This window comes from Rhizobium vallis, assembly GCF_003985155.1.
In the GTDB taxonomy this organism is placed as follows: Bacteria; Pseudomonadota; Alphaproteobacteria; order Rhizobiales; family Rhizobiaceae; genus Rhizobium; species Rhizobium vallis.
In genome coordinates this window covers 1-24,791 of the sequence record NZ_ML133699.1, presented here as the reverse complement: position 1 = coordinate 24,791, position 24,791 = coordinate 1, and the positions used below count along the sequence as shown (strand labels likewise).

Here is a 24,791-nt window from a genome sequence, read left to right as displayed (position 1 = left end):
GCAGCTTCTGTATTATGCGCAAATATCTATTTTGCTGATTATTCATTCAGAACTGATATGGAGGTAGCCATGCGTGTTTCTCTCCGCCACATCGAAGTCTTCCACGTCGTCATGACTTCGGGGAGCCTCACTAGGGCCGCTGAACTCATGCACACCTCGCAGCCAACGTTGAGCCGCGAGATCGCGACGTTGGAGAGATTGCTGGGCTTTACCTTGTTTGAGAGACGCTCGCGTCGGCTTCTTGCAACGGAAAAGGCGGTCTTGTTCCATGCGGAAGTGCAACGATCTTACTCCGGACTTCAACAACTGCTGCAGTCCGCGGAGGCGATACGTGGTAATACAACGTCCTACCTGCGGATCGCCTGTCTGCCTCTTTTTTCCAGCACGATTGTACCGAAAATCAGCGTCGGTTTGCTCCGAGAGCATCCAAACTGCCGCATGGCAATGGTGCCGCTAGATCACGCTGATCTGATGCGTGAGCTCCTCGCGCTTCGTTGTGAGCTTGGGCTGGCCGAGGTTGGAGTGGCGGTCGAAGGGATGCATGTTGAGGAGGTGACCGTCGGTGAAGAAGTGTGCGTGCTTCCGGAGGGCCATCCACTTGCCGCCCTGCGCACAATCAGCCCCTCCGACCTCGAGAAAGTCGATCTCATAAGCTATACGTCGAACGACGCGTATCATAAGCGCTTCCAGAGTTTCTTCGAATCCACGAGCTTCACGAAAAATGTTAAACTGGAGACGACAACGGCAGAAGCGATCTGTTCGTTTGTCCAGCAGGGCTTAGGAGCAGCCCTGGTCAACCCGATCACGGCCCGCGCTTTCGCAGGGCGCGGAGTAGTCGTGCGGCCTCTTTCGATCTCGATTCCCTTTGTCGTTGGAGTTTGTCGGCCTCTCGGGCGGCCGATTTCAGATTTTGCGGCCACCGCCGCGCGCCTCATCGTTCAGGAATGTGAGGCAATCTCAGTTGAGCTTCGGCGGCCGGAAGTGTGGCAAGGCCAGACCGGGGTTTAAGGGAAAGCATATCAGATTTGAATAAGTAGGCAGAAAACTACGCATTTTTCTAGGAAGTCTTTTTCTGAAATAGTTGCGCCAACACAGGGGCAATTATGAACATGACAACGATAGAAGAAGGCAAGCGTTCTCAGAACCTGCATCAGAAGAGCGTTCATCGCGATAGCGCTGGTGTTCTCAGCATGGAGGGAGTTCGGCTTGATCACCTTGCCGAAGCAGTTGAAACGCCGTTCTATGCGTATTCCGCGCGAACAATTGCAGGCGCCTATCAGGACTTCAGATCCGCGCTTGGACTGGACGTCGGCGTCTGCTACGCCGTCAAGGCCAATGGCAATCTCTCGGTAATCGCCCTGCTTTCCGAACTTGGATGCGGCATGGACATCGTGTCGGGAGGGGAGTTGCAGCGCGTTGTGGCGGCGGGTGCAAGCCGAGATGGGGTTGTGTTTTCCGGTGTCGGCAAGACTCGCGCGGAAGTAGAGGCCGCGCTTGCCGCCGGAATTCACCAGTTTAACGTCGAGTCTGTCGCCGAGCTTGAGCTGATATCGGCTGTCGCCGCAAGTCATGGCGTTGAGGCGCCAGTTGCGTTACGCGTCAATCCAGATATTGACGCGCTTAGCCATGACAAGATATCCACCGGTCGCAAAGGCGATAAGTTCGGTATATCGATCGATGAGATCGCGAGCCTTTACCCTCGAGCATCAGGAATGCGAGGCATTCGGCTTGTTGGGCTTGCAACGCATATCGGTTCACAGATTACCGATTTGGAACCCTACCGCAAAGCCTATACGCGCATAGCTGGCCTGACCCGTCATCTCAGAGATCTCGGGCAGAGTGTCACACGGCTCGATCTGGGAGGCGGTATCGGGATTGACTATGGTTCAGGCTTCAAGCTGGACTTGAGGGACTTTGCATCGATTATCCGTGCGACTGTTGGCGACCTCGATGCGGAGTTGACTGTTGAGCCTGGCCGCAGGCTTGTTGGTGAGGCGGGTGTTCTGGTTACACAGGTCCTGTACTCCAAACCACATGCGGACTTCGACATCGTCGTCATCGATGCCGCTATGAACGATCTCATTCGCCCGGCCATGTACGACGCAGTACATCCGGTTGAGATGGTTTCTTCAACCGAAGGCGGATCAAGAAAGTGCAGAATTGTCGGTCCTGTATGCGAAAGCTCTGATGCTTTCGGAAGCTTCGATCACCTTCCGGAGCTTTCTTCTGGGAACCTTGTCGCGTTTCTGGCCGCGGGCGCCTATGGCGCTTCGATGTCATCCACCTACAACGCCCGGCCGTTGATCCCGGAAGTACTCATCTCGGATGACCGGTTTGCCGTCATCAGGCGCCGTCAACCTATCGAGGAACTACTTGCGCTCGAACGAAATCCAAAATGGCGTTCCTTATCCAGCCGCTTGCCATTCAGCATGAAGGCAGGTTGAACGTGACTGTAGATCCACGACAACATCGGGCGGTTTTCCCGTTCCTCAAGATGCATGGTCTTTTCAACTGTTTCGTGATCCTTGATCTGCGAGGGTCGCCCCAGAGGGTTCCTGCTGAAGATGTCCAGCGTATTTGTGATGTGCGGTCCGGCGTCGGTGCGGAGCAACTGCTCGCCATTGAGCCGCCGACGGATGCCGGACGCTCAAGTGGCGCAGATGTTTTTATGCGCATCTACAACATCGATGGCGCAGAGGTGTCCGCTTGCGGCAATGCGACTCGATGTGTCGCCTATCACCTCATGAGGGAAAGCGGTCACGAGACGGTTACGATCGAAACCGCTGCGGGTTTACTCCGATGCAGCGCTTCGGGAGATCAAGCTGTCAGTGTGCAATTCGGGCCGATAGGCACTGCTTGGAATGAGGTTCCGTTGACAGGTCCGGCAGACACTTCATGTTTGCCAATTGAATCCGGTCCCCTCAAAGGCGGCTTCGCAGTCAGCGTAGGAAATCCACATACCGTGTTTTTCGTCGACAAACTCGCGGATGTCGATATCCCGAGGTTTGCACCGCCTATCCAGAACCACCCAATTTTTGAATCTGGAACGAATGTGGGCGTCGGCGAGATTGTCGACGCCTGCACCATCAAACTGGCTGTTTGGGAGCGGCCGGGAATGCTTACGCAGGCATGCGGAACCGGCGCCTGTGCCGCAGCCTTTGTCGCCCGTCAACGTCGTTTCATCAGCACGGACTCGGTAATGGTGCACTTGCCCGGAGGGACCCTGCGGATCGATCTGCGGGAGCATGGCGTCACGATGACGGGCCCCGTCGCGACCTGCTGCAGCGGCTATCTCCCGCTGCAGCTTAGCTAATCAAAAGAGCGTGTTTCAACGCCAAAACCTCAGAGGACGAAAGGAACTCAAATGAACGTCAGGTCAATAAACTTCATCGCGGGCGGCATTGCTATTCTGCTTGCTTCCGGGCAGTCAGTCAGCGCTCAGGAGGCTGTCCCAGAGAGCCTCAAAGGCGCAGGCGAAGTCGTCGTGACTTCGGGTGGCGGTACATGGGAGGAGGCCCAAAAGAAAGCCTTCTACGAACCATTTACTCGCGATACCGGAATTAAAGTCGTTCTCGTTCCGGAAGACCATTCCAAGCTGCTTGCTTCTATCCAGGTGGGACAGCCGGAAGCGGATGTGACGTCTATCCCGGGCGGGTTCCTCGCTGGATTCGTGAATAAGGGAGCGGTGGAAGAGATCAACTATGGCCTCTTCGACAAAGACACGCTCGCCGCGATCCCGGACAATCTCAAGAATAAGTACGGCATCGGAGCGCTGCTCTACTCTGTCGGTATCGCGTATGACGAAACTCGGTTCAAAGATCCGTCCATGGCTCCCAAGAACTGGGGTGACTTTTACAACGAAAGTGCCTTTCCCGGCATGCGCACCCTACCCAAATGCGAAAAGATGATCGACGGCGGCATGTTGGAAGGTGCGTTGATGGGTGATGGCGTTCAGCCAAAGGATGTCTACCCGATCGATATCGATCGCGCATTCGCGAAAGTGGCCGCGATTAAGCCCAACGTAAGCAGGTGGTGGACAGCGGGTGCCGAGGCGCCACAGAGCTTGATTGACGGAGAAGTCGATATTGCTGACGCTTATAACGGACGAATTTTCGCCGCAAAGAAGCAAGGTGCCCCACTAGCCTTTTCATGGGATCAGTCGTTACTTCAGTACGATTACTGGGTGGTCACCAAGGGCGCCCCCAATCGGGACAACGCAGATAAGCTCCTTGCATATATCGCCACCGCAAAGCCGCAAGCCGCCTTCGCGGGACTGATCGGTTATGGGCCTGTGAATAAGAAAGCTTATGACCTTATCCCCGAAGATCAGCGTAAAGCGCTCCCGGGCGCACCAGGCGTTGCCGAGAAGCAGGTTTTCCAGAACTACGCCTGGTGGAATGAAACCGGCGCGGATGGCAAGACGAATTGGGAAAATGCCCTGAAAAAGTGCGTAAGTCTGTTGTCCCAGTAACATAATCACTTTGCGGCGGCCCCTTCTGCGAGGGGCTGCCTGTTAGCCGATATCTTTCGAGGAATTCGCGATGCCTGAGCAACTGCCAGAGCAAGACGGAAGCATTACGCATGGCATCCGTCGTCGGCTTCTGCGCTTTTCAAACCCCAAACTCTCGGACTATGTCTGGCCGCTGTGCGAGATACGTGGCAGCCAGCCAGGCCCTCGACTCTGCATATCGGCAGGCGTGCATGTCAACGAAGTGTCAGCGATCGAAGCTGCTGTTCGTCTGCAGAGATTGTTCGACCCGCAGGAGATGCGCGGCTCCGTCGAAATCATCCCGCTGATCAACCAGCCGGCACGGTTTCAATACAGTGAGTACGTGTGTCCAATTGATGGGCGAAACATCAATTTCTCATTCCCTGGCAAACCGGATGGCTCGTTCACTGAAGCTCTTTGCGATGCCGTTACCACCGAGTGGACGAGAGGTGCAGCATGCTACGTCGATTTGCATGGAGGAGACTTGCGTGAACAGGTGGCATTCTTCTCGATTTACCAACGCACAGGTGATGAAAACTTCGACGCCGAGGCGCGTGCTCTCGCAATGTGTTTCGATGCAGAAATCGTAGTGGGCTTGCCGCCAAAGCATATGGAGCAGCCTGGACGACCGCCGACGGGTTTTGCTCGTGAGCGCCGCTTCTCAATAATGTCCGAGGCTGGCTCTCATGGCATGGTCGAGCATGATGCGGTGGAATACCACGTGGGGGGTGTTTTGAACATTGCGCGTCACATCGGGGTTCTTCCGGAAGCGCGCTCGCAGTTTGCGAGGGGTCGCGCCCCGTGTGACGATTACATTTGGGTGGATTCTCCGGAGGACGGGGAATTCCACGCTTTGGTGGACCCGGGGTGCCAGGTTACCAAAGGACAGCAGCTAGGAACCATTTATAGCCTTTTCGGAGAGCCGTTAGCTCCGGTTGTTGCGCCAGTCGACGGATTGATGCTCTGGAGGATGACCCACCCTACCCTCAAAGCTGGAATGGCCACATTAGCCATCGCTGTCGAAGAGCGGCAGTGACGAGGCGGATGTCATTCTTGGAGCGACTACGCTTAGCAGAGCGAGCGCTCGGACGGCTAGATGGCATTACAATGCTGCTCCCACGGCAGGAGCTCTTTCTTTATACGTCAGAAAAGAGGCTGTCTTTTCTTCGCAGATCGAAGGGACGCAGTCGACACTTTCTGATCTGCTACGTTTTGAAATGGAAGCGCAGGCCGGGCAACCGATCGATAATATTCGCGAAGTCTTAAATTACGTCGATGCAATGATGTACGGTCTGGAGCGGTTACAAGACCTTCCGATGCCGCTACGCTTGGTTCGTGAAACGAACGCGCGATTGCCGCAAAGCGGGCGCGGTGGTACAAAAAACCGGAAAATTCCGCGATCACAGAACTGGATTGGAGGCACGCGACCCGGCAACGCCCTCTTCGTGCCACCACCAGGCAGCGAGATGGACGCTTGTCTCAACGCGCTCGAGCGTTTTTCATGCACGAAGATCGCTCCCGGCTGCCTGCACTCATCAAGGCCGGTCTACTGCACGTCCAATTTGAAACAATCCATCCGCTTCTAAACGGCAATGGACGAGTCGGTCGTTTGCTGGTGACGCTGTCACCTTTGCATGAATGGGGTATTGCGCAAGCCTTTGCTCTCTCTGAACTTATACTTAAAAACCCATCGCGCAGACTATCGGCTGCTCCAGGAGGTTCGCGAGCAAGGTATTTGGGAGGCCTGGCTTGATTTCTTCTTCACCGGCGTCGCCGACGCCGCCAATCAGGCATTCGAGGCCGCTACTCGGATCGTCGACGTATTCACGGAAGATCGCGAAACGATCACAACGAACAGCGATCGAGCTGGTTCGGCTCTTCGCATCCATGATCTTTTCCAGCAAAATCCTTTTTGACATCCGGCCAACTCGCTGAACTTGCCGGCTTATCCGCGCCAGCCGCCAATGCAGCACTGACAGACTTAGAGGGTTTTGGTGTGGTTGACGAGGTGACCGGACGAAAACGGGGTCGTGTCTTCAGCTATCGGCGGTACTAAGTCAATTCGACCAGTTTCCAGAAAAATCAGTAGATTTGCGACGAAACGCGACAGATGCCGACTCGCTTTCCAATCCCGTAAGATTCCAAGCGCTCACGGCTCGCCAAGACGAGGCTTGACGTGCGCATCGGCCCATAGCGCCAACTCCCGAAGCAGCGGTTCAAGGGTACGGCCGAATGGCGTGATGGAATATTCCACCTTCGGCGGTACTTGCGGATAGACGGTACGGGCGATGACACCATCCGCCTCCATTTCCCGCAGTTGCGTCGTGAGCATGCGCTGCGTTAGCCCCGGCAGGAGGCGGCCAAGCTCGTTGAAGCGCTTTGTTCCTTCGAGGATATGAAACAGCAGGATCGCCTTCCATTTCCCGCCCACGATATCGAGCGCGGCTTCCACAGGGCAGTTTCTGTATACCTCGTGACGCTGTTTTCGCATTATGCCTCCTCAACGGTATCAAATACGACAGTATATGCTCAATTTGTGCGTACTTGCAAAAACTATCGTCTAGTCTATCACCGCGGCTCCATCTAACAGGAGTCAGAAGCATGAAGAACCATCCAGTCATCGAACTAGAGAAGGCGGCCCTCGCTCGCTGGTGCAACGGCGACCCTGACGGCTTCCTTGAGATCTCGGCGCAAGATGTCGTCTATTTCGACCCTTTTCTTTCAACTCGGCTCGACAGCTTCGACCAACTCAAGGCTCACTATGATGGCATTCGCGGCCAGATTTTCGCGCCACGCTACGAGCTGATAGAACCGCATGTGCAGGAAATCGGAGACGCAGCGGTCCTTACGTTCCGTTTCGTCTCCTACAGCGGCAGCGAAGGTGCGGAGATGCGTTGGAACTGCACTGAGGTTTATCGCCGTCAGTCCGACGTTTGGCAGATCGTGCAAACGCACTGGTCGTTTACCGCTGCGGGACTGAGATAAATACTCAATCTCCTTTCCCTACCGGTCGAAGGGGTATCGTCGCAAAATTCCCAATTAAGGTTGGGCTTTTGCGACGGAATATTGCAACAGCCGACCACCACATCACATCCCGACGGAAGCGCAGCGCTGTGACGATTGAACTGGGTCGTGGCCATCCGGCGGCTTGCGCAGTCGGATGCCGTGCTAACCGTCCGCCATAAACTCTGTAGAAAGTCCGCATTGTCCGCAGATAGCCTCTCTCCCGGTGCTGGCAGAATGTGGTTCTATCTTTTCGGCGGCAAGCTCATTTGTAGCGCATAGCTCCCGACATTCTGGCGCGCATGAAGTCAAATTTCCGCGACGAAGCTAGCCCCTCAGGACCTAGCCACTCTGAATACTCGGGATGTCCATGGCGTTCATGGGGCACCTTTTCTCGTATAAACGTCCATTCCGCACGGCATGACGCCCGCAACACATTTGCGCTGCTTCCTCAAACATCCGTTTGCGCCGTTCTCAAGACTACCGTCGATCGCTCTGTGTCGAGAGGTTAGAATTGCCAAACTGCGGTGTTTCGCATCGGGTCACGTTGGTCACCTCTCTTGGAAGAGGTCGTACAGGCGTCGCTGTGCCGTTTCGATTGGCATGCTTTCGCCATTGAAGAACTCGGCAAGCAAAGCAAAAAAGCCTTCATTCATTTGCGTCGGCATGGCCATTGATTGCGCACTGACATCGCCCCTTCTAGCGATCATTTCCAAGCCCAGCCGCCCACAACGGTCGAGTCCGCTCGGGTTGACGTCAGTCCGCACCGGAAGAGAACCCTTAGCCCGGCTGAACGCGATCTGATTGTTGCGATCAAGGACCATGCGCACGAAGGCGCGCTGCGTCTCCGCCGACCCTTCTTGGTTGGTGAGCGGAAAGGCAAAGGCGTCGATGACCATGAAATATGCGATCTCAGTGCCGGGCGCCAAGGCGCAACCGAAGTCCTTGTCTACGGCGTAGCCGTTGGCGACCAGTTCGCCCTTAGCCCAGTCTCCCATGAACTGCATGCCGGCTTCGCCTCGGCCTACGGCGAGTGTTGCATCTGCCCAGGTTTTTCGGGCGCGTACTTCTTCCGGCTCAACATAGCGAGAAAGTCGCCGCAGCATTTCGAGCGATTCCGCCGTTCGCGGGTCGGCTGCTATTGCCGGGTCGCCGCTGATGAAACGCCCATAGCCCGCCGGGCCAAGCTTAGAATACATGATGTCATTGAAGATATAGGATATCTCAAACCGGCCACTGCCGAGAGCGATTGGTATTCGCCCTGTCGTCTTAATCTTTTCGGCAGCGGCAAAGATGTCATCCCAGGTCTGCGGTATCTGCAAGTCGACTTGGCGGAAAATGGCTTCGCTGGTCCAGAGCCAGTTTTCAGCGTGGATGTTGGTCCGCGCGAAATAGACTTCGTCCTTGTAGGTAATGCGATCAAGCACAGTTGGGGGAAGTACTTCGCGCTAGTGGTCGGCTTTTGCCGCCTCTTCAATGTCAAGTACGATGCCCATTTCCGGCAGTTCGCGCGAGCCCTCATTGGCGTTCCATTGCATGACGGCAGGCGGATAGCCACTGGCAACGCGGTCGCTAACGACCCTCTGCACCGCCACCTTATTCTTCGCCGGGAGATCGATCCAGCGGTTACCAGCAGAGGTCCACGCCGTCCGGAAGACATCAAGTGCTGCCGATTCACTTTTCGACACCCGGAAGTGAACGACATCTACTGTCCCTCGCTCCTCCGCGGCCGCAGGCTCGAACGAACTCGCTAGCACCAAGGCTGCGGCCGTTAGACAGGCATTCCTTACTTCCTTGTTCATTCTTTTTTCCAGTTCCGCGATGCCGCTTTGTCGTGATTACGCGCACCGTTGCGGCTTGCATTCGGCCGCGGAGCGGCGAGGAGCGCTGGATTTCTTGGTTAGATATTCCCCTGCCAGAGTGGTCGATTGTGGTTTGGCGAACAGATATCCCTGGCCAATCTCGCAGCCGCAATCAAGCAGGAAACGGCGCTGCTCCTCTGTCTCGATGCCTTCCGCGACGCAGCGTTTGCCGAGGTTGCGCGACAGGTCGATCATCGCGCGAACGATCTGCTCGGAACGGGGGTCGGCTCCGATGCCGGAAACAAAGCTGCGATCGATCTTCAACTCGTCGAAGGGGAAGTCGCGCAGATGCACGAGCGAGGCAAAGCCGGTTCCGAAGTCATCGAGTGAAACCGAGACGCCATGCTTGCGGAAGCGCGCGACGGTGTCGAACATCTGCTCGGCTCGGCGGTTGAGGAACACGTCCTCAGTGATTTCCACCGCGAAATCCTTCCAATCGAGGCCATTGTCCCGGATGGCTGCGGCGAGCATATCATAGCCCTCCTCATCGAGGAGAAGAATCTCGGGCAGATTGATCGAGATTGTGCCGGGACGGAACCCGGCTGTCTTCCACGCACAGAGGTCCCGGCCAACGGTCGCGATCACTGCGCGCGACATTCCACGAATTAGCTGCGTTCCCTCCATTAGGGGCAGAAAGCGTCCTGGCGGCAACAGGCCGAGTTTCGGATGTTGCCAGCGCACAAGCGCTTCGAAGCCGAGATGCGCACCGGTTGCGAGATCGACCTTCGGCTGGTAGTGCACTACGAATTCGTCGCGATCGACGGCAAGAACGAGAGCAATGGACAATTGGTTCTGCTCGAGCTGTCTTGCTAGCGCCGCCTCGTCGAAAATAACGGCGGCGTTACGCGTGGTCTTCGCCGTATAGAGCGCCAGATCCGCCATGCGCATTAGGCTCACCTCGTCCGAGGCATGGTTCGGCACGACCGCGCCGCCAATGCTGGCAGTTGCCTGGATGGCGCGCCCCTCGAAGGGAATTTCATCTGCGATCGCCCCGACCGCGCGATTGGCTATCGTGGCCAGCGCCGCAACATCCGTTACTCCCGGCAGGAGCACAGCGAATTCGTCACCGCCTAGCCGGGCAGAAATATCGCACGAACGGAAGGTTTTCTGTAGGGCGCGGGCGATATGACACAGAACCGCGTCTCCCGCCGGATGACCGAGGTTGTCGTTGATGCTCTTGAAGCGATCGAGGTCCACGAGCAGCAAAGAGAATCCCGTGCCCCTTCGGTCCAGATCCGAGAAGAGATTGCCGAGGGCGTGATTGAAGGACGAACGATTGCTGAGCCCCGTCAGGGCGTCGGTATGGGCGAGCTTCGTCAGCCGGTTCTCGAACTCCATGGTCCGGCGATGCTCGTTGCCGAGTTTCTTGAGGAGCGGACCGAATAGCAGGACGCTGGCGAGGATGACAATGGATGCGATCAGCGCCAGAAGGCACGTGCTAATCAGCTTCGCATTGTGGATGCTGATGTTGCTGCGTTCATAGGCACGCAGGATGAGATCGCTGAACTGCCGCATGAGGATGCTGTCGGACGCGACGGAAAAGTCAACCGGTCCCCAGAACGAGTAGCGCTCGCGCCGATCCTTGGCGTTGGCAGTGGCGATCCGGGTAGCGCGATCGAGAAAGGATTCCAGCCGCTCGTTAAGGTCGAGTCGCAACTGCTCGGATATGTCGTCACGGGGATTGAGCCGCTCGAGGAAATTCCGCCCGATTTCGTTATGCAGCGCGTCCAATTGCCGGCTGATTTCGCGAATGTCGCCGATCGCACTCTCTACGTTGGCACGTATGGGGTCGATAATGTATTCGGGCAGGCTGGAGTCGGCCGAAGCACGCATCAGCGCCCGCGTCTGGTTGGCAAGTTGCTGGAAGCGGATGAACTGGTTGCCAGTCAGAAAGCTGATATTTTGCTGTAGAGAATGGCGGTCGAGCGCGACAACCAATGTCAGATAGGTGGCGGCGATGAGCATCGTCATGACGATCACTGCGTTGACGTAATGCCGTGCGATCGACCGAATATATTTCTCGACGGATTGCCTGGGCTTGATTATTGATTTCCGTCGTTCACGCATCGACGCCGACCCCATCGCTATGGCTAGTAGATTGGTTTGATCTTTCGATCTGCTGCATTCATCCCCCAATACCGTTCACTCTGTTGTTTTAATTAAGCAAGTTTTGCCCCAGCCCGGCACAAAAATCTCACTAAGTTTGGCAAGTGATCTTGAGGGGCGGTAGGTCCCTTGCGGCGTCAAGCCGAACGCGCGGCTGGAGGACAGCTCGCCACGTCAGGAGCCAATGACGACGCGAGCCATGCCGCTCATTGAGCGCTTGCCGCGGCGCCTTACGCAGCAAGGTTGTCGATGTCGTTCGGCCGGAACATCCGAGCGAGATTGAGGAAGCAAATCATGCCGTTCTCGTGGGTGATGATGCCGTCGGTGAAGCCGCGATCGAAAGAGGTGGCCATTTCGGGCACGGGCTGGATCTGGTCGCCGCGAACGGTAAGAATGTCCGACACCTGGTCGACCAGCAGACCGAGCACCGTCCCATGAACCTCCGCGACCACGATGGCGCTTCGTTCATTAGGCGCAGTTACCGTCATGCCGAGCTTGCGTGCAAGGTCGACAATCGGAATGACGGAGCCGCGCAAGTTCATGACCCCCAAAACATCAGATGGCGCGTGAGGAACCGGGCTAGGTGTTTGAGTTCGAGCTGTGCCGTCAGTGCCGTGGCCTCTTCGAAAATTCCGGCACATTAAAGTGTGGCAGGCCGAAAAAACCCACCAGCAGGGCTATGTGATTGGTTGCAGCATGTGCCGTCGACGTTGGTCGGTAACGCGCCGTGATGCTGCACCGGTACTGCCCAAGCCATTATCTTCGTTTCCTGCAAAGCCGAACGATGGGGCTCGATATCTGGCAGTGATGCTGTCTCAAAAGGCGGGTAACTGCGCGATCGAACTCAAATTGGTGCTAGGGTCCGAAACGGACCTTTCCGAGGTCTATGGTTTCATGGTGCAGCGCCGGTTCCCGGTAAAACCGAATGGAGTCATCAGCACTACGGTGCTCTTCACCGAGATCTTTCCTTGCAGCAGCAATGAGTTGCGCGATGCGTATGGCGAATTGCCGTTCGGCGACCTCCTAGCCTATGGCGAAGGAAATGAGACGCGACTAGAGGCCCGAACGGCTGGGCGGCAACAAAGAACTGCTCCTGGGCACGGTCGACATCACCGCGCTTCGTCAAGTGGTGGCCGCCTTGCCGGAGTTGCGCGAAGCGCTCGCCGACAGAACGAAACATCCGAAAGGCCGACGCGAATGGGTGCATTCGCGATGAAAGTTCGCATCTCACCTGAAGCGAAGCCGCTCGCCGGCAATCGCTGCCCGAAAGCGATGAATTCCGTCTTGGGCAGGGTGCTGGTTCCAGATTGAATGCGACCGAGGCATCGCATGAAGACATTATGGAACATGAATCCATTCTGCGGAGTCTCAAGATAGGCCAGCGAGCTATGCGCACTACCGTGCGATCCGGGTCGACAGAATTATGGAAGAGAGTGTGCGTTCAACGCCTTCGATCACCCCTATATCGTCTATTAGCCCGTCGAGCTCTGAAATCGAGGGCGCGACAATGATTGCAATCAGATCGAAAGAACCGCTCACGGAATGAAGCGCTGTGACGGCCTTCATTTTCGCAAGCGAGGAGGTTACCTGCGCGAGCGCCTTAGGTGCAATCGTTATGAGGATATGAGCCCGTACCAGGCTTGATAGGAACTCGTCAGATAACCTGACGCCATAGCCAGTTATCACCCCTTCCCTCTCGAGACGGTCCAGCCGCGCCTGTACGGTTGTTCTCGATAGCGAGAGTCTTTTCGCCAATGACGCTACCGGCGTTCGCGCATTTTCTCCCAGCAAAGCGAGAAGCTCCCGATCCTTTTCTGTCAACTGCATATGCACCTCTACATATTGCTCAACTTAATCGTCGAACTGCATATAAATATACCGCATTTCGTTCAATCCGTAGCTATGTTCCGGTCAATGGCCGCCGATACTTATAAGTATCCTATTCAAGATACAAAGGGGATTTATATGAAGGAAACAGTGGTCATCGGTGCTGGCAAGATCGGCGGAGCGATTGCGCTGATGCTGGCGGAAACGGGCGACTACAAGGTCGTGGTCACCGACCGCGACGAGAAGCAGCTTTCCAAGATCGACCGCCATCCGGCGATCTCGACCGCAGCCGTCGACATCACCGATAGCGCTGCGCTGGTCGCCGTCCTCAAGGGCAAGTTTGCCGTTCTCTCGGCCGCGCCCTTCAATCTGACCGGCAAGGTTGCCGAAGCCGCGCTCGAAGCATCGGTCCACTATCTCGATCTCACGGAAGACGTCGCCACTACCAAGAAGGTCGAAGAGCTCGCCAACGGTGCCGATGTCGCCTTCATCCCGCAGTGCGGTCTGGCGCCGGGCTTCATCTCGATCGTTGCCAATGAGCTGGCGACCCGTTTCGACACGCTCGACAGCGTCCGCATGCGCGTCGGGGCCTTGCCGCAATATCCGTCGAATGCCCTGAACTACAATCTCACCTGGAGCACGGACGGGCTGATCAACGAGTATATCGAGCCCTGCGAGGCTGTCGTCGAAGGCAAGCTCGCGACGGTTCCGGCGATGGAGGAGCGCGAAGAGTTTTCGCTCGACGGCGTCACCTATGAAGCCTTCAACACGTCGGGCGGCCTCGGCACGCTGGCGAAGTCGCTCGAAGGCCGCGTGCGGACCATGAACTACCGGACGATCCGCTATCCCGGCCATCAGGCGATCATCAAGGCGCTGCTGAACGACCTCAACCTAAAGAACCGCCGCGACGTTCTGAAGGACCTCTTCGAGAACGCCCTTCCGGCCACCATGCAGGACGTTGTCGTGATCTTCGTCACCGTCTGCGGCTGGAAGGATGGCCGCTACATGCAGGAGACCTACGCGAACAAGGTTTATGCGGGCGTCGTTGCCGGCAAGAAGATGAGCGCGATCCAGATCACCACGGCGGCCGGCATCACCACCATTCTCGATCTCCTCGCAGATGGCAAACTTCCGCAGAAGGGCTTCGTCCGCCAGGAAGAGATCACCCTGGCCGATTTCCTGAATAGCCGTTTCGGCCGGGTCTATGATCCCGAGGCCATGCGCCTGAAGCAGGCGATGTAATCCTGCGCTAAGCATTTAGGAGCGCCCGGTCGCGGAAGCGATCGGGCGTTTTTTATTGCCTAGCGGAGTAGTCGGCCCAGAACTTCAAGCGGGTGCGGCGGGCGGATGGCGTCGATCGTCTTAGCCTGTGAGCGGCAGGAATAGCCGGTCGCCATGACGACGGTATCATCCGACGAGGCTGCGATGGGCGCGGCCCAGCTCATGGCATAGAGCTGTTCCGAGACGGCGCGGTTGCGGGTCTCGTGGCCGAAGGTGCCCGCCATGCCGCAGCATCCGGCCTGTATGGTCTCGAGCTTGATCTGCACGGCGTCGAAGACGGCCTTCCACTGGACAATCGAAGCCGGAGCATTGCTGCGTTCCGTACAATGAGGCAGAAGTTGAAAGCGCTTGCCGGAGGGTGGCATGATGCTTTTCGCCAGCCGCTCGATATTGGCAGCCAGCCATTCCTGCGGCAACAACACCGGTGCGGATGGTGCGATGCCGGTGATGCCCTTGTATTCGCTGCGGAAGGCAAGCGTCATTGACGGATCGAGACCGACAAGGGTCACGCCGGTCTCGGCAAGCCGCTGCAGATAGCTCGCAGTCCTGTGGGCAGCCTTCTCGAACTGGCCGACATAGCCATGCACATGCAGCGCCTTGCCGTTGACATGCGATGCAGCAAGTAGTGGCGAAAGCCCCATTTTCTCGGCCAGCTTGATCGCTGCGATCACCACGTCAGGATCGAAAGACGCCGTGAAGGCATCCGGCACGAACACGACGATGGCCTGTCGCTCTGCGACGGAGAGCTTGGCAAGGACCTCGGGGGCGGCAGTGGCAATGCCGAGACGCCTCGCCGCCGTTTGCAGCGAGGTCTGCGGCAGAAGGGGAAGCGATGTCAGGCCGGCGGCCCGCATCAGGCGCTGGCCGAAAGATGTCCCGGCGGCAAGATTGTAGAGCGGCCTGACCCTTCTCATCCACGGCAGAGTGGTCTCGATGGCTGAGACGAGTGGGTCTTTTAGCGGCCGCAGATAGCGGCCATAGTAAAGCTCGAGAAACTTGGAGCGGAAGGCCGGCACACTGACTTTCACCGGACATTGCCCAGCGCAGGCCTTGCAGGCGAGGCAGTTGTCCATGGCCTCGCGCACCTCATGGGAAAAGTCCGCGCGGTTTTTAGGATTGAGGCTGTTGAAGAGTCGCGCCGGAAGACGGGTAAACGAGTTGCTGCTCCGCAGCCGTCCGGCTTCCTTGCGGGGATCGATACCCTTGTCGGCCAGCAGCCGCAGCCATTCCCGCATCAGCATCGCCCGGCCCTTCGGCGAGAACCGCCGGTCGCGCGTTGCCTTGTAGGAGGGGCACATCGGGCTTGTCTCGTCGAAATCGAAGCAGGCGCCATTGCCGTTGCAATAGGCGGCGTTGTCGAAGGCAGCGCGGATCTCGTTGCCGATCACCCGGTCGGATGCACCGCGCAGCGGTACCGCGTCGATCTTCAGGAGAGGGGCGGAAACTGAGGACGGCGCGGCGATCTTGCCCGGATTGAGCCGGTTTTCCGGGTCGAACGCGCGCTTGATGTCTTGAAGGCTTGGATAGAGATCGCCGAAGAACTCGGGCACATATTCCGACCGCACACCCTTGCCATGCTCGCCCCACAACACGCCGCCATGCTTGCGTGTCAGCGCCACCACCGCATCGCTGATCCGGCGCACCATCGGCACATGATCCTCGCGGGTGAGATCGAGTGCCGGGCGTACGTGGAGCACGCCGGCATCCACATGGCCGAACATTCCATAGGAAACACCGGCATCGTCGAGCAGTGCACGAAACTCGCGGATATAGGCGGCCAGGTTCTCCGGCGGCACAGCTGTGTCCTCGACGAACGCGACCGGTCTGATAGGACCATCGACATTGCCGAGGAGCCCGACGGCGCGCTTGCGCATCGTCCAGATCGCCTCGATATCCTGATGATCGCGGGCAACCGTGTAGCCGAGGCGACCGGCGTCATGCCCCCGATCAAGCGTTTCCCTCAAAGCGGCAAGCTTCTCTTCAAGTTCGGCTGCGTCATCGGCAAGGACTTCGACGATGTTGATGCCGTTCGCCGGAACCGCGTCACCATCGGGAAAGAAACGGGCTATGCCGATCCAGACAATGTCCTTCCGGGCAAGGCCAAGGACCTTTTCATCGACGGTCTCGACCGAAGCGACCTTGAGGGCCGTCAGGCTGCGGGCATCCTCAAGCGCAGCATTGAAGTCGCTATAGCGGATATTGACGAGCGCGGTCTTTGCCGGGATCGGCAGGAGGTTTAGTTCCGCCTCGGCAATCATCGCCAGCGTGCCTTCCGAGCCGCAGAGGATGGCGTTCAGGTCGAAACGGCCGTCCTCGCGGCGGATATGGGCGAGGTCGTAACCGGTCATGTAGCGGTTGAGTTTGGGAAACACCGCCGCGATCCGCTCACGCTTTTGCCGCACGATCGTCTCCACCGTGCGGTGGATGTCGCCGATGCGATCCTGCTGCGCCATGATGCCCCCGAGCTGCGCATCATCCATCGGGCGCGACCACCAGTCCGAACCATCGGTCAGGACGATGTGCAGGCCGAGCACGTGACTGGATGTCTTGCCATAAAGGCAAGAGCCCTGGCCACAGGCGTCCGTCGAGACCATGCCGCCGATCGTCGCACGGTTGGAGGTAGACAGTTCAGGTGCGAAGAACAGGCCGTATGGCTTAAGCGCTCGGTTCAGTTGATCCTTGACGACGCCGGCCTGGACACGGGCTATCCGTCTTACGGGATCGATCTCCAGGATGCGGTTCATATTCCTGGAACAGTCGACCACCACGCCCGATGTCAGCGATTGACCATTGGTGCCGGTGCCGCCGCCGCGGGGGGCGATCGCGATCTGGCGGAAGCGACGCTCTGACAGGACGCTCGCAATCAACTTCAGATCATCGACGCTCTTCGGAAACAGGATGCCCGAGGGCACGATCTGGTAGATCGAATTGTCGGTCGCCGAGACCGTCCGCGAGGCAGCCTTCGTTTCCACGTCGCCGGCAAACCCGGCTTCGACGAGACGTTCGAAGAAGCCGGGGTGTGATTGCTGCTGACCATGATCAGATCGAAGACGTGGGATCATTTGCCGAGTGGTGCCTGAACCAGTCAGGTCCGCAATGCCGCGCAGGCACGTTCGATGCGATCGAGTGCCTCGACGAGCTCGGTCTCCGATGTCGCGTAGGAAATCCGGAAATACGGCGAAAGCCCGAAGGCGGAACCCGGAACCACCGCAACATGCGCCTCTTCCAGAAGGTAGTCGGTAAAATCCTGATCGGCTTCCAGCGTCTTTCCCATCGGCGTCGTCTTGCCCAGAACGCCTGAACATCCGGAGAATGTGTAGAAGGCGCCTTCAGGTGTGCGGCATTCCAGACCGTCGATCGCGTTCAGCCGGGAGACGACGAGATCGCGTCGGCGGCGGAAGCTGTCGCGCCGATCCTTCAGGAAATCCTGAGGTCCGTTCAGCGCCTCGACCGAAGCAGCCTGGCTGACGGAAGAGGGGCACGACGTTGCCTGACTCTGAATGACCGCCATGGCCTTGATCAGCGCCTTGGGGCCTCCGGCATAGCCGATGCGCCAGCCGGTCATCGCATAGGCTTTCGACACGCCATTGATGGTCAGCGTGCGCTCCTTGAGCCGCGGCTCGATGGCAACGGGCGTCACGAAGGCGAAATCGTCATAGGTGATGTGCTCATACATGTCGTCGACCATCAGCCAGACATGCGGATGGCGCAGAAGCATATCGAGCAGCGGGCGATAGTCTTCGGCGCTGTAGGCAGCACCCGAGGGGTTGGACGGCGAGTTGAGCAGCACCCAGCGCGTCTTCGGTGTAATCGCCTTTTCCAGCTGCTCGGCCTGGAGGCGGAACCCCGCCTTTGCATCGCAGGGGATCAGCACGGAAACGCCGCCGCAGATCTCGACGATATCGGAATAGGACGTCCAGTAGGGCGTCGGTATGATCACCTCGTCGCCGGGATCGATGCTCGCCATGAAGGCGTTGAACAGGATCTGCTTGGCGCCAGTCGCGACCGTCACCTCCTCGGTCGTATAGTCGACGCCGTTTTCACGGCGGAACTTCTCGACGATCGCCTTCTTCAGGGCCGGTGTGCCGTCGAGAGCGGTGTATTTCGTCTCCCCGGCATCGATCGCTCTCTTGGCGGCATCTTTGACATTATCGGGCGTGTCGAAATCGGGCTCGCCGGCGCCGAGAATGATGACAGGAAGGCCATCACGCTTCATGGCGGCCGCCTTCGCGCCGATCTGAAGAATCTTCGAAACGCTGACCGATGCGATCCGCGAAGCGGGCCGGAAGCCCGCCTCCTCGATTTTCGCTGAAACCGTCATGACAGGTCCACCTTATGCGATGTCGAACGATACGCCCTGTGCCAAAGGCAGGGCCTTCGAATAGTTGATCGTGTTGGTCGCACGGCGCATGTAGGCGCGCCAGGCGTCCGAGCCGGACTCGCGGCCGCCGCCGGTTTCCTTTTCGCCGCCAAATGCTCCGCCGATCTCGGCGCCGGATGTGCCGATATTGACGTTGGCAATACCGCAATCCGAGCCGTCGGCGGCAAGGAAGCGCTCTGCCTCACGTATGTCGAGCGTGAAGATCGACGAGGAGAGGCCTGCACCGACCGCGTTGTGATCGGTGATGGCGGCGTCGAAATCGGAGTATTTCATGACATAGAGGATCGGCGCGAAGGTTTCTTCGAGAACCGGGCCTTCATGCTTCGGCATTTCGACAAGCGCCGGCTTGACGTAATAGGCATCGGGATGGCCGAGATCGACACGCTCACCACCATGGATGCTGCCGCCGTGCTCGCGGGCTTCGCCGAGCGCCTTCTGCATGCTGTCATAAGCGGCCTTGTCGACGAGCGGGCCAACCAGCGCGGCGCTGTCGAGCGGATTGCCGACGGAAACGCTTGCATAGGCCTTCTTCAGGCGCGGGACCAGCTCTTCATAAAGGCTGTCATGGACGAAGAGGCGGCGAAGCGTCGTGCAGCGCTGACCGGCCGTACCCATGGCACCGAAGGCGATGGCGCGCAGCGCCATGTCGAGATCGGCCGACGGGCAAACGATGCCGCCATTGTTGCCGCCGAGTTCCAGGATCGAACGGGCAAAGCGCTTGGCAAGACGTGGGCCGACTTCCCGGCCCATGCGGGTGGAACCCGTCGCCGAGACCAGCGCTACATTCTTGTGGTCGACGAGTGCTTCGCCGATCTCACGGCCGCCGGTGATGACCTGCGAGAGGCCCGCCGGCGCGTCGCCGAAGCGCTTCAGGGCACGCTCGAGAATGGCCTGCGATGCGAGCGCCGTCAGCGGCGTCTTTTCCGATGGCTTCCAGACGACGCTGTTACCGCAGATGAGAGCGAGCGCGGCGTTCCAGGACCAGACGGCAACCGGGAAATTGAAGGCCGATATGATGCCGACGACGCCAAGCGGATGCCAGGTTTCCATCATCCGGTGGCCCGGCCGTTCGGTGGCGATCGTCAGGCCATAAAGCTGGCGCGAGAGACCGACTGCATAGTCGCAGATGTCGATCATTTCCTGCACTTCGCCGAGACCCTCGGACGGGATCTTGCCTGCTTCGATCGAGACGAGGCGGCCAAGATCGGCCTTGGCGGCGCGCAGTTCCTCACCGAGGAGACGGACGAGTTCGCCACGCTTCGGGGCGGGAGTCAGCCGCCAGGCCTGGAAGGCGGCATGCGCCTGTTCGATCGCGGCGGCTGCACCCTTCGCATCGACGGTCTTCAGCTTGCCGATCTTCTCGCCGGTGACAGGGGAGAAGGAAACCATGGTGCCATTGGTATAGGCGGACTTGTCGACGCCGAGGCGATCGAGAATGGCGTGTGCTTCCTCGAGGACGGAAGAGGACTTTACGGAAATGTTCATGTGCCGGACTCCAATGTGCGGATGGCTGCCGTGTTTTGACGATTACTGAGCCGCCGGGCGGCGCGAGAGCCTCGAAAGGCAGTCGTCGATCGATGCTTGCTCGATTCCTGCATAGTGATCGAATTCGTTGAGAATCTTGGTGCCGAGATCGGTCTCGAAGCGCTGCTGGTTGGGGCTGGCGACGAATTCCTGCTGCGCGCCATCGCCAAGATTGGACTGGAAAATCCCGGCAGCGCTGACCGGCAGGAAGTCTTCGTAGACGATCGGGTCGAACTGGACGAGTTCTTCCGAAACCAGGGTTTCGATGTCAGCCGCATCCGTCGATGCCTTCGAGCCCTTCTCCGTCAGCGAATAGCTGAAATAGCCGAGCCCTTCGGCGCGGATCGTCGCCCAGTCATCGGGGAAGGCCTCGAAGGTGGCGGCAAGCGCTGCCTCGTAGGCCTCAGCGTTCGAGCCGTTAGCCGCCGGGCGGACGACCTTGCGCGACTGTTCCAGAAGCTGGTCGTAGAGGCCGCGGCCCTTCGGCGTCAGCGCGATGCCGCGCTGCTCGATCTCGCCGAAACGCGCCGTGTGCGACCCGGTCTGCCAGCCGCCATTCCCATTCGAAAAGGCGACGGCCTCTTCGAGCGCCTTGAACGATGTCTGGCGCAGCAGAATGGCGCAGCGCCGGGTCGGAGGACCCTCAACAACCGCCTTGGGAGCAATGCCGTAGTCGGTCATCAGGCTCTGCACCTTGTCGATATCCAGCGTGCGCGGCGTCAGGTGATTGATATGCGGACCCTTAAAGGACACGACGTCGGCGATCAGGCGGTGCGCGTCATGCAGACGGTGATACATCGCCACGTCGACGATCGCCTTGTCGTGCCAGCGGAAAGTTTCGAGCACTGCCGCCACGAAACGATCCGCATCCTCCTTCGCCAGGCCGCCGTGCTCTTCCGCCTTCTTCGTCAGGGCGATGGCCTCATCGGTGAAGATGCGGCGTGTCGCAAGGATCTTTGCCGCTTCCTCGCGCAGCTGCGCGTCGGCGATGAGATCGAGGCGGAGTAGCGAGGTGAAGACGCGGAAGGGATTGCGCTTCAGCGCGGCGCTACCTACCGGCCGGAAGGCGGTGGAATGAACGGGAACTCCTGCGGTCGAGAGATCGTAGTAGCCGACCGGATACATCCCCATGACGGCGAAGACGCGGCGCATCATTGCCAGCTCCTCAGCCGTCCCGAGACGAATCGCGCCATGACGCTCCTCGGAAATGCGTTCCAGATTATCGGTCGCTTCAAGGCGAGTCCTGAGTTCCGGTTCGGTGGAGAGAGCCTCGTCATTGACGCGGGCAACCAGATCCATGAGCGTTCCGTAGGCGGGAACCTCGGTGCAGTACATGGCCGACATTGCCGCGGAAAAAGACGACCGGATTTCGCTGCTCGCAACATATGCTGTCATGGCTCGTCTTTCCTCTAAAGAACGGGACCTCATTCTCAAAAGGCATTATAGTTGCCCTCACCGACCTCATGTTGTGAGAGGTTCTGTTAACTTGATGCGGAAACGGAATAGATATGCGCCGAAGCCTTGTTCCAGACATTGTCAATCTCCACGCTTTTGAGTGTGCCGCGCGCCACCAAAATTTTTCGCGGGCTGCGGAGGAACTCAATCTCACTCAGAGCGCGGTAAGCCGTCAGATATCTGAGCTGGAGCAACAAACGGGAGTAAAGCTTTTCGAACGCATCCGGCGAAGGGTGATCCTCTCGGAGGCGGGTCGACGTCTGCTCCCAGAGGTCAAAGAGCTGCTTGTCCGTTCGGAGCGACTAATGATCGGAGCTGTCGCTGCTGGGCAGATGAAATCGTCACTACGAATTGCGACTCTTCCAACTTTTGGCGCCAAGTGGCTTGTGCCTCGGCTAGGCGGTTTTCTTGCGCAATACCAGGACGTGGCGATTACCGTGGAATCTCGTTCGAAGCCGTTCAGCTTCGAAGAGGACAATTTCGACTTGGCGATTCATTTCGGTCAACCCGCTTGGGCCGGCGGCGTGTGTACGTTTCTCTGTCACGAAAAGGTACTCCCTGTTGCCTGCCCTCGCCTAGTCGAGGGGCTTAAGCTTGAGGAGTATGATTTACTCTCCCAGGCTCCGCTCTTGCACCTCACAACGAGACCGAAACTTTGGGCGGAATGGTGCAGAGTCCACGACGTCCCTGTCGAGAACGCGTTCGCCGGACTCCGCTTCGACCAATTCTCAATGATCACGGCAGCTGCCGTGGCTGGACTTGGGGTGGGGCTATTGCCGACATATTTGATTGAAGATGAGGTACGAACGGGCGCACTGGCTCCAGTCGCGAATTTAACCATGTCGACCGAGAACGCTTATTATTTTGTCAGACCAGAAGAAAAAAGGACGAGCTTGGCTGTCGGTCTCTTCCAGCAATGGCTCCTATCTGAAGTGGGTGATGCTAATCATGTGTAGCGCCACCGACCCCAAGCGGGCGACCGGACTTCACGGAGGCCGCTATGGAATCCGTGGCCTTCGAGAACAGAAGCTTTGATTCCGTAAAAAGCAATTGCCTGGCTCTCAGAGCCGGAGCAGTTTCAGACTACCCGCAGGGTTGGTCTTATGGAGCAGCTGATATCGGTATCGCCCGCGCTGTGATGTTGAGGAAGAGCGGTTTGGACCCACCTTTCTTAGATGTTTGATCCCAGGCTTTGAAGGGACACGTTTACAGCGCCCCGCTTTTCGCAAGCCTGGCGCAGAAGGCGAGTAGGTTCTTTCGGACTTCGAGAAGAAGAGCGTGTTGCCACGCTGACCGCAGCGCTCGACGGCGTGCTTACGCGCATCGAGGGCAAGGACTAAAAAGTAGGTGACGTGCAGGCGCTGATGACTTCGCAAGGCACCGGCCCGACGCAGGGGAAGCAGTGCGGTCGCCAGCTTTCGAAATAATGGGCATCGTGCTTGATATAAACGAATTCGCCGAGGCGGATCACTGGAGGGACGTCATTCCCGCGACGGTTCTCGACCGGATTTCCGAGAAGACACCGCAGTCCTGGGACGAAATCTTCGACGCGGCTGAAAAGATCAAGGCGAAAGGGCGCCTGCCGATCGCGCTCGGCGGCACGCGATGGGAGGTGTCCCTCATCTTCAACGACATCATCTATCAGACGTTCGGGCCGGAGGGTTATGCCCGCCTCATGGGCGGCGATGCCACCCTGGTGCAAGACCCGCGCATGCTCGAAGCCTTGGATCTGCTGCGGCGTCTGTCCGCCTATGTGGAACCGATCGACCAGCGAAAGGACAAGACCTGGGCCGATGCCACCGCGGCCGTGGGCCAGGGCAAGGCCGGCATGCAGTTCATGGGCGACTGGGCCAAGGGCGAGCTTGCCGCACGCGGCTACAGCGTCGACAAGGATTTCGATTGCAGCCTCGCTCCCGGCACGTCGATCGCCTATTTCATGGTGATCGACGCCTTTGCCTTCCCGCTGACAAATCGGGAAGGCACGCAGGAAGCGCAGCTCGCTTTCGCCCGCATGGTGCTCGATCGGGACAATCAGGTTGCGTTCAGCCGGATAAAGGGATCGCTGCCCGTCCGCACTGATGTCGATCCATCGGGGCTCGATCGTTGCGGCAAGCTCGGATTGGAGATGATCAAGGCCGGGAAAAGTGAAGTCAGCGCCCAATCCCAGGCCATGCCGAGCCAGGTGTCGGAAGGCTGGATCGGCGTTGTCGGCGATTTTTTAACGATGGCACCATCACCGCCAAAGACGCGCAGCGACGCCTGCACGACGTCCTGACGCAATTTTGATCCAAATCCTAGCGCTCTATATCACGCTGATGGCGCATCCCTCGAGATCGGCCTCATCTGCCATGCTCTGGCGTGCGGATGGGGCTATCGCGCCATCGCGCCTTTGCTGGCGAAATATGCCCGAATGATCTTCATTACTAAATCAGGTAAGACTTCGAAGGCGTAAGGGGCATGCACACGCTAAAACTTCTGGTGAAATTCGCGACCCCAAGGCCCGAGGTTAACGAGTTAAGGCTTTCAGGATACTTCCGATTTGTCGCACCGGCATTGCGGTATTTTTCCTGCCGCGAGACAAGGCTGCGCTCACGGCAAGATTTCTCAATCAGGTCTGTGAAGCGACTTAAGATAGACGAACCTGTTCAATTCGGATGTGAAGTCTATATCGCGCCCAAGCGGTACACTCCCGCCTTCGCCTTGAACGGGGTCGAACCAGCCGCTCCGTTCTTTGCCCGACCTGAGAGATAGGTGACGTTTCGTACCGGAGACATGGGTAACACTTTTCGCTTTTTGGCGGGAGGTGTTGATGCCGTGGAAAGAGACTTCGGTGATGGAGGAACGTCTACGATTTGTCGCCCGA

The 24,791-nt window shown here is 58.2% G+C and carries 17 protein-coding genes and 4 pseudogenes; 11 read left to right on the top strand and 10 right to left on the bottom strand.

The annotated features are described in order from the left end of the window. The first annotated feature begins 69 nt into the window (after positions 1-69). The 6 genes and pseudogenes from EFQ99_RS29175 to EFQ99_RS29150 all read left to right on the top strand — a co-directional run. Positions 70-1,008, top strand: coding sequence for a LysR family transcriptional regulator (locus tag EFQ99_RS29175; RefSeq protein ID WP_164736457.1), 939 nt, complete (start codon positions 70-72; stop codon positions 1,006-1,008). A 95-nt stretch (positions 1,009-1,103) separates the two neighbouring features. Then, positions 1,104-2,444 (top strand): diaminopimelate decarboxylase, encoded by a 1,341-nt coding sequence (lysA, locus tag EFQ99_RS29170; RefSeq protein WP_245441600.1) that lies wholly within the window; start codon positions 1,104-1,106, stop codon positions 2,442-2,444. After that, positions 2,396-3,313, top strand: a complete 918-nt coding sequence (dapF, locus tag EFQ99_RS29165) for a diaminopimelate epimerase (protein WP_126924636.1) — start codon at positions 2,396-2,398, stop codon at positions 3,311-3,313. Before lysA ends, dapF begins: the two co-directional genes overlap by 49 nt. A 51-nt stretch (positions 3,314-3,364) precedes the next feature. Continuing rightward, positions 3,365-4,471 carry an ABC transporter substrate-binding protein gene (locus EFQ99_RS29160; RefSeq protein ID WP_126924635.1) on the top strand — a complete coding sequence of 369 codons (1,107 nt, stop codon included), beginning with the start codon at positions 3,365-3,367 and terminating at the stop codon, positions 4,469-4,471. Between the two features lie 70 nt (positions 4,472-4,541). Beyond that, complete coding sequence (locus EFQ99_RS29155; RefSeq protein WP_126924634.1) at positions 4,542-5,525, top strand: M14 family metallopeptidase; 984 nt, start codon at positions 4,542-4,544, stop codon at positions 5,523-5,525. A gap of 8 nt (positions 5,526-5,533) precedes the next feature. After that, positions 5,534-6,545, top strand: a pseudogene (locus tag EFQ99_RS29150) (Fic family protein); the annotation flags it as partial. Between the two features lie 93 nt (positions 6,546-6,638). Here the strand turns inward: EFQ99_RS29150 and EFQ99_RS29145 are convergent. Then, positions 6,639-6,980 (bottom strand): winged helix-turn-helix transcriptional regulator, encoded by a 342-nt coding sequence (locus EFQ99_RS29145; protein WP_126924633.1) that lies wholly within the window; start codon positions 6,978-6,980, stop codon positions 6,639-6,641. 110 nt (positions 6,981-7,090) lie between these two features. On the opposite strand from EFQ99_RS29145, the gene EFQ99_RS29140 reads away from it, so the two are divergent. Next, a complete protein-coding gene (locus EFQ99_RS29140) occupies positions 7,091-7,474 on the top strand; it encodes a YybH family protein (protein WP_126924632.1) in 384 nt (127 codons plus the stop codon). 569 nt (positions 7,475-8,043) lie between these two features. Here the strand turns inward: EFQ99_RS29140 and EFQ99_RS29135 are convergent. The 3 genes and pseudogenes from EFQ99_RS29135 to EFQ99_RS29125 all read right to left on the bottom strand — a co-directional run. Further along, positions 8,044-9,294 (bottom strand): annotated as a pseudogene (locus EFQ99_RS29135) (ABC transporter substrate-binding protein). 36 nt (positions 9,295-9,330) lie between these two features. Next, the gene (locus EFQ99_RS29130; RefSeq protein ID WP_126924631.1) at positions 9,331-11,421 is read right to left on the bottom strand and encodes a putative bifunctional diguanylate cyclase/phosphodiesterase; all 2,091 of its coding nucleotides are present in this window, start codon (positions 11,419-11,421) and stop codon (positions 9,331-9,333) included. A gap of 269 nt (positions 11,422-11,690) precedes the next feature. Then, positions 11,691-12,041 (bottom strand): annotated as a pseudogene (locus EFQ99_RS29125) (chemotaxis protein CheW); the annotation flags it as partial. Between the two features lie 64 nt (positions 12,042-12,105). Between EFQ99_RS29125 and EFQ99_RS29120 the strand changes: the two are divergent. Then, positions 12,106-12,771, top strand: a complete 666-nt coding sequence (locus tag EFQ99_RS29120; RefSeq protein ID WP_126924629.1) for a hypothetical protein — start codon at positions 12,106-12,108, stop codon at positions 12,769-12,771. A gap of 84 nt (positions 12,772-12,855) precedes the next feature. On the opposite strand, the gene EFQ99_RS29115 is transcribed toward EFQ99_RS29120, so the two are convergent. Next, a complete protein-coding gene (locus EFQ99_RS29115) occupies positions 12,856-13,287 on the bottom strand; it encodes an Lrp/AsnC family transcriptional regulator (RefSeq protein WP_126924628.1) in 432 nt (143 codons plus the stop codon). Positions 13,288-13,425: 138 nt separating this feature from the next. Here EFQ99_RS29115 and EFQ99_RS29110 point away from each other — a divergent pair, with 138 nt between their 5' ends. Then, positions 13,426-14,529, top strand: coding sequence for a saccharopine dehydrogenase family protein (locus EFQ99_RS29110; protein ID WP_126924627.1), 1,104 nt, complete (start codon positions 13,426-13,428; stop codon positions 14,527-14,529). Between the two features lie 59 nt (positions 14,530-14,588). Here EFQ99_RS29110 and ydiJ read toward each other — a convergent pair whose 3' ends face one another. From ydiJ to hglS, 4 genes are read right to left on the bottom strand one after another with little or no spacing between them, the layout of a single operon-like run. Beyond that, positions 14,589-17,630: a D-2-hydroxyglutarate dehydrogenase YdiJ gene (gene ydiJ / locus EFQ99_RS29105; protein WP_126924626.1), complete on the bottom strand. Its 3,042-nt coding sequence runs from the start codon at positions 17,628-17,630 to the stop codon at positions 14,589-14,591. Between the two features lie 23 nt (positions 17,631-17,653). Further along, complete coding sequence (locus tag EFQ99_RS29100) at positions 17,654-18,889, bottom strand: pyridoxal phosphate-dependent aminotransferase (RefSeq protein WP_126924625.1); 1,236 nt, start codon at positions 18,887-18,889, stop codon at positions 17,654-17,656. Between the two features lie 12 nt (positions 18,890-18,901). Then, positions 18,902-20,434: an L-piperidine-6-carboxylate dehydrogenase gene (amaB, locus tag EFQ99_RS29095; RefSeq protein WP_126924624.1), complete on the bottom strand. Its 1,533-nt coding sequence runs from the start codon at positions 20,432-20,434 to the stop codon at positions 18,902-18,904. 42 nt (positions 20,435-20,476) lie between these two features. Next, positions 20,477-21,868, bottom strand: coding sequence for a 2-oxoadipate dioxygenase/decarboxylase HglS (gene hglS, locus EFQ99_RS29090; RefSeq protein WP_126924623.1), 1,392 nt, complete (start codon positions 21,866-21,868; stop codon positions 20,477-20,479). A gap of 107 nt (positions 21,869-21,975) precedes the next feature. Here hglS and EFQ99_RS29085 point away from each other — a divergent pair, with 107 nt between their 5' ends. Beyond that, positions 21,976-22,884, top strand: coding sequence for a LysR family transcriptional regulator (locus tag EFQ99_RS29085; RefSeq protein WP_164736463.1), 909 nt, complete (start codon positions 21,976-21,978; stop codon positions 22,882-22,884). Positions 22,885-23,354: 470 nt separating this feature from the next. Continuing rightward, positions 23,355-24,214, top strand: a pseudogene (locus tag EFQ99_RS29080) (extracellular solute-binding protein); the annotation flags it as partial. A 318-nt stretch (positions 24,215-24,532) separates the two neighbouring features. Here the strand turns inward: EFQ99_RS29080 and EFQ99_RS35380 are convergent. Continuing rightward, the coding region (locus EFQ99_RS35380) for a hypothetical protein (RefSeq protein ID WP_208722831.1) at positions 24,533-24,791 on the bottom strand (259 nt) is incomplete at its 5' end.

Coding starts and splice junctions, on each gene's coding strand:
- hglS (WP_126924623.1), bottom strand. CDS start 21,868: ATGACAGCATATGTTGCGAGCAGCGAAATCCGGTCGTCTTTTTCCGCG.
- EFQ99_RS29140 (WP_126924632.1), top strand. CDS start 7,091: ATGAAGAACCATCCAGTCATCGAACTAGAGAAGGCGGCCCTCGCTCGC.
- EFQ99_RS29155 (WP_126924634.1), top strand. CDS start 4,542: ATGCCTGAGCAACTGCCAGAGCAAGACGGAAGCATTACGCATGGCATC.
- EFQ99_RS29130 (WP_126924631.1), bottom strand. CDS start 11,421: ATGCGTGAACGACGGAAATCAATAATCAAGCCCAGGCAATCCGTCGAG.
- dapF (WP_126924636.1), top strand. CDS start 2,396: ATGGCGTTCCTTATCCAGCCGCTTGCCATTCAGCATGAAGGCAGGTTG.
- EFQ99_RS29110 (WP_126924627.1), top strand. CDS start 13,426: ATGAAGGAAACAGTGGTCATCGGTGCTGGCAAGATCGGCGGAGCGATT.
- EFQ99_RS29175 (WP_164736457.1), top strand. CDS start 70: ATGCGTGTTTCTCTCCGCCACATCGAAGTCTTCCACGTCGTCATGACT.
- EFQ99_RS29100 (WP_126924625.1), bottom strand. CDS start 18,889: ATGACGGTTTCAGCGAAAATCGAGGAGGCGGGCTTCCGGCCCGCTTCG.
- EFQ99_RS29115 (WP_126924628.1), bottom strand. CDS start 13,287: ATGCAGTTGACAGAAAAGGATCGGGAGCTTCTCGCTTTGCTGGGAGAA.
- EFQ99_RS29160 (WP_126924635.1), top strand. CDS start 3,365: ATGAACGTCAGGTCAATAAACTTCATCGCGGGCGGCATTGCTATTCTG.
- EFQ99_RS29145 (WP_126924633.1), bottom strand. CDS start 6,980: ATGCGAAAACAGCGTCACGAGGTATACAGAAACTGCCCTGTGGAAGCC.
- amaB (WP_126924624.1), bottom strand. CDS start 20,434: ATGAACATTTCCGTAAAGTCCTCTTCCGTCCTCGAGGAAGCACACGCC.
- lysA (WP_245441600.1), top strand. CDS start 1,104: ATGAACATGACAACGATAGAAGAAGGCAAGCGTTCTCAGAACCTGCAT.
- ydiJ (WP_126924626.1), bottom strand. CDS start 17,630: ATGATCCCACGTCTTCGATCTGATCATGGTCAGCAGCAATCACACCCC.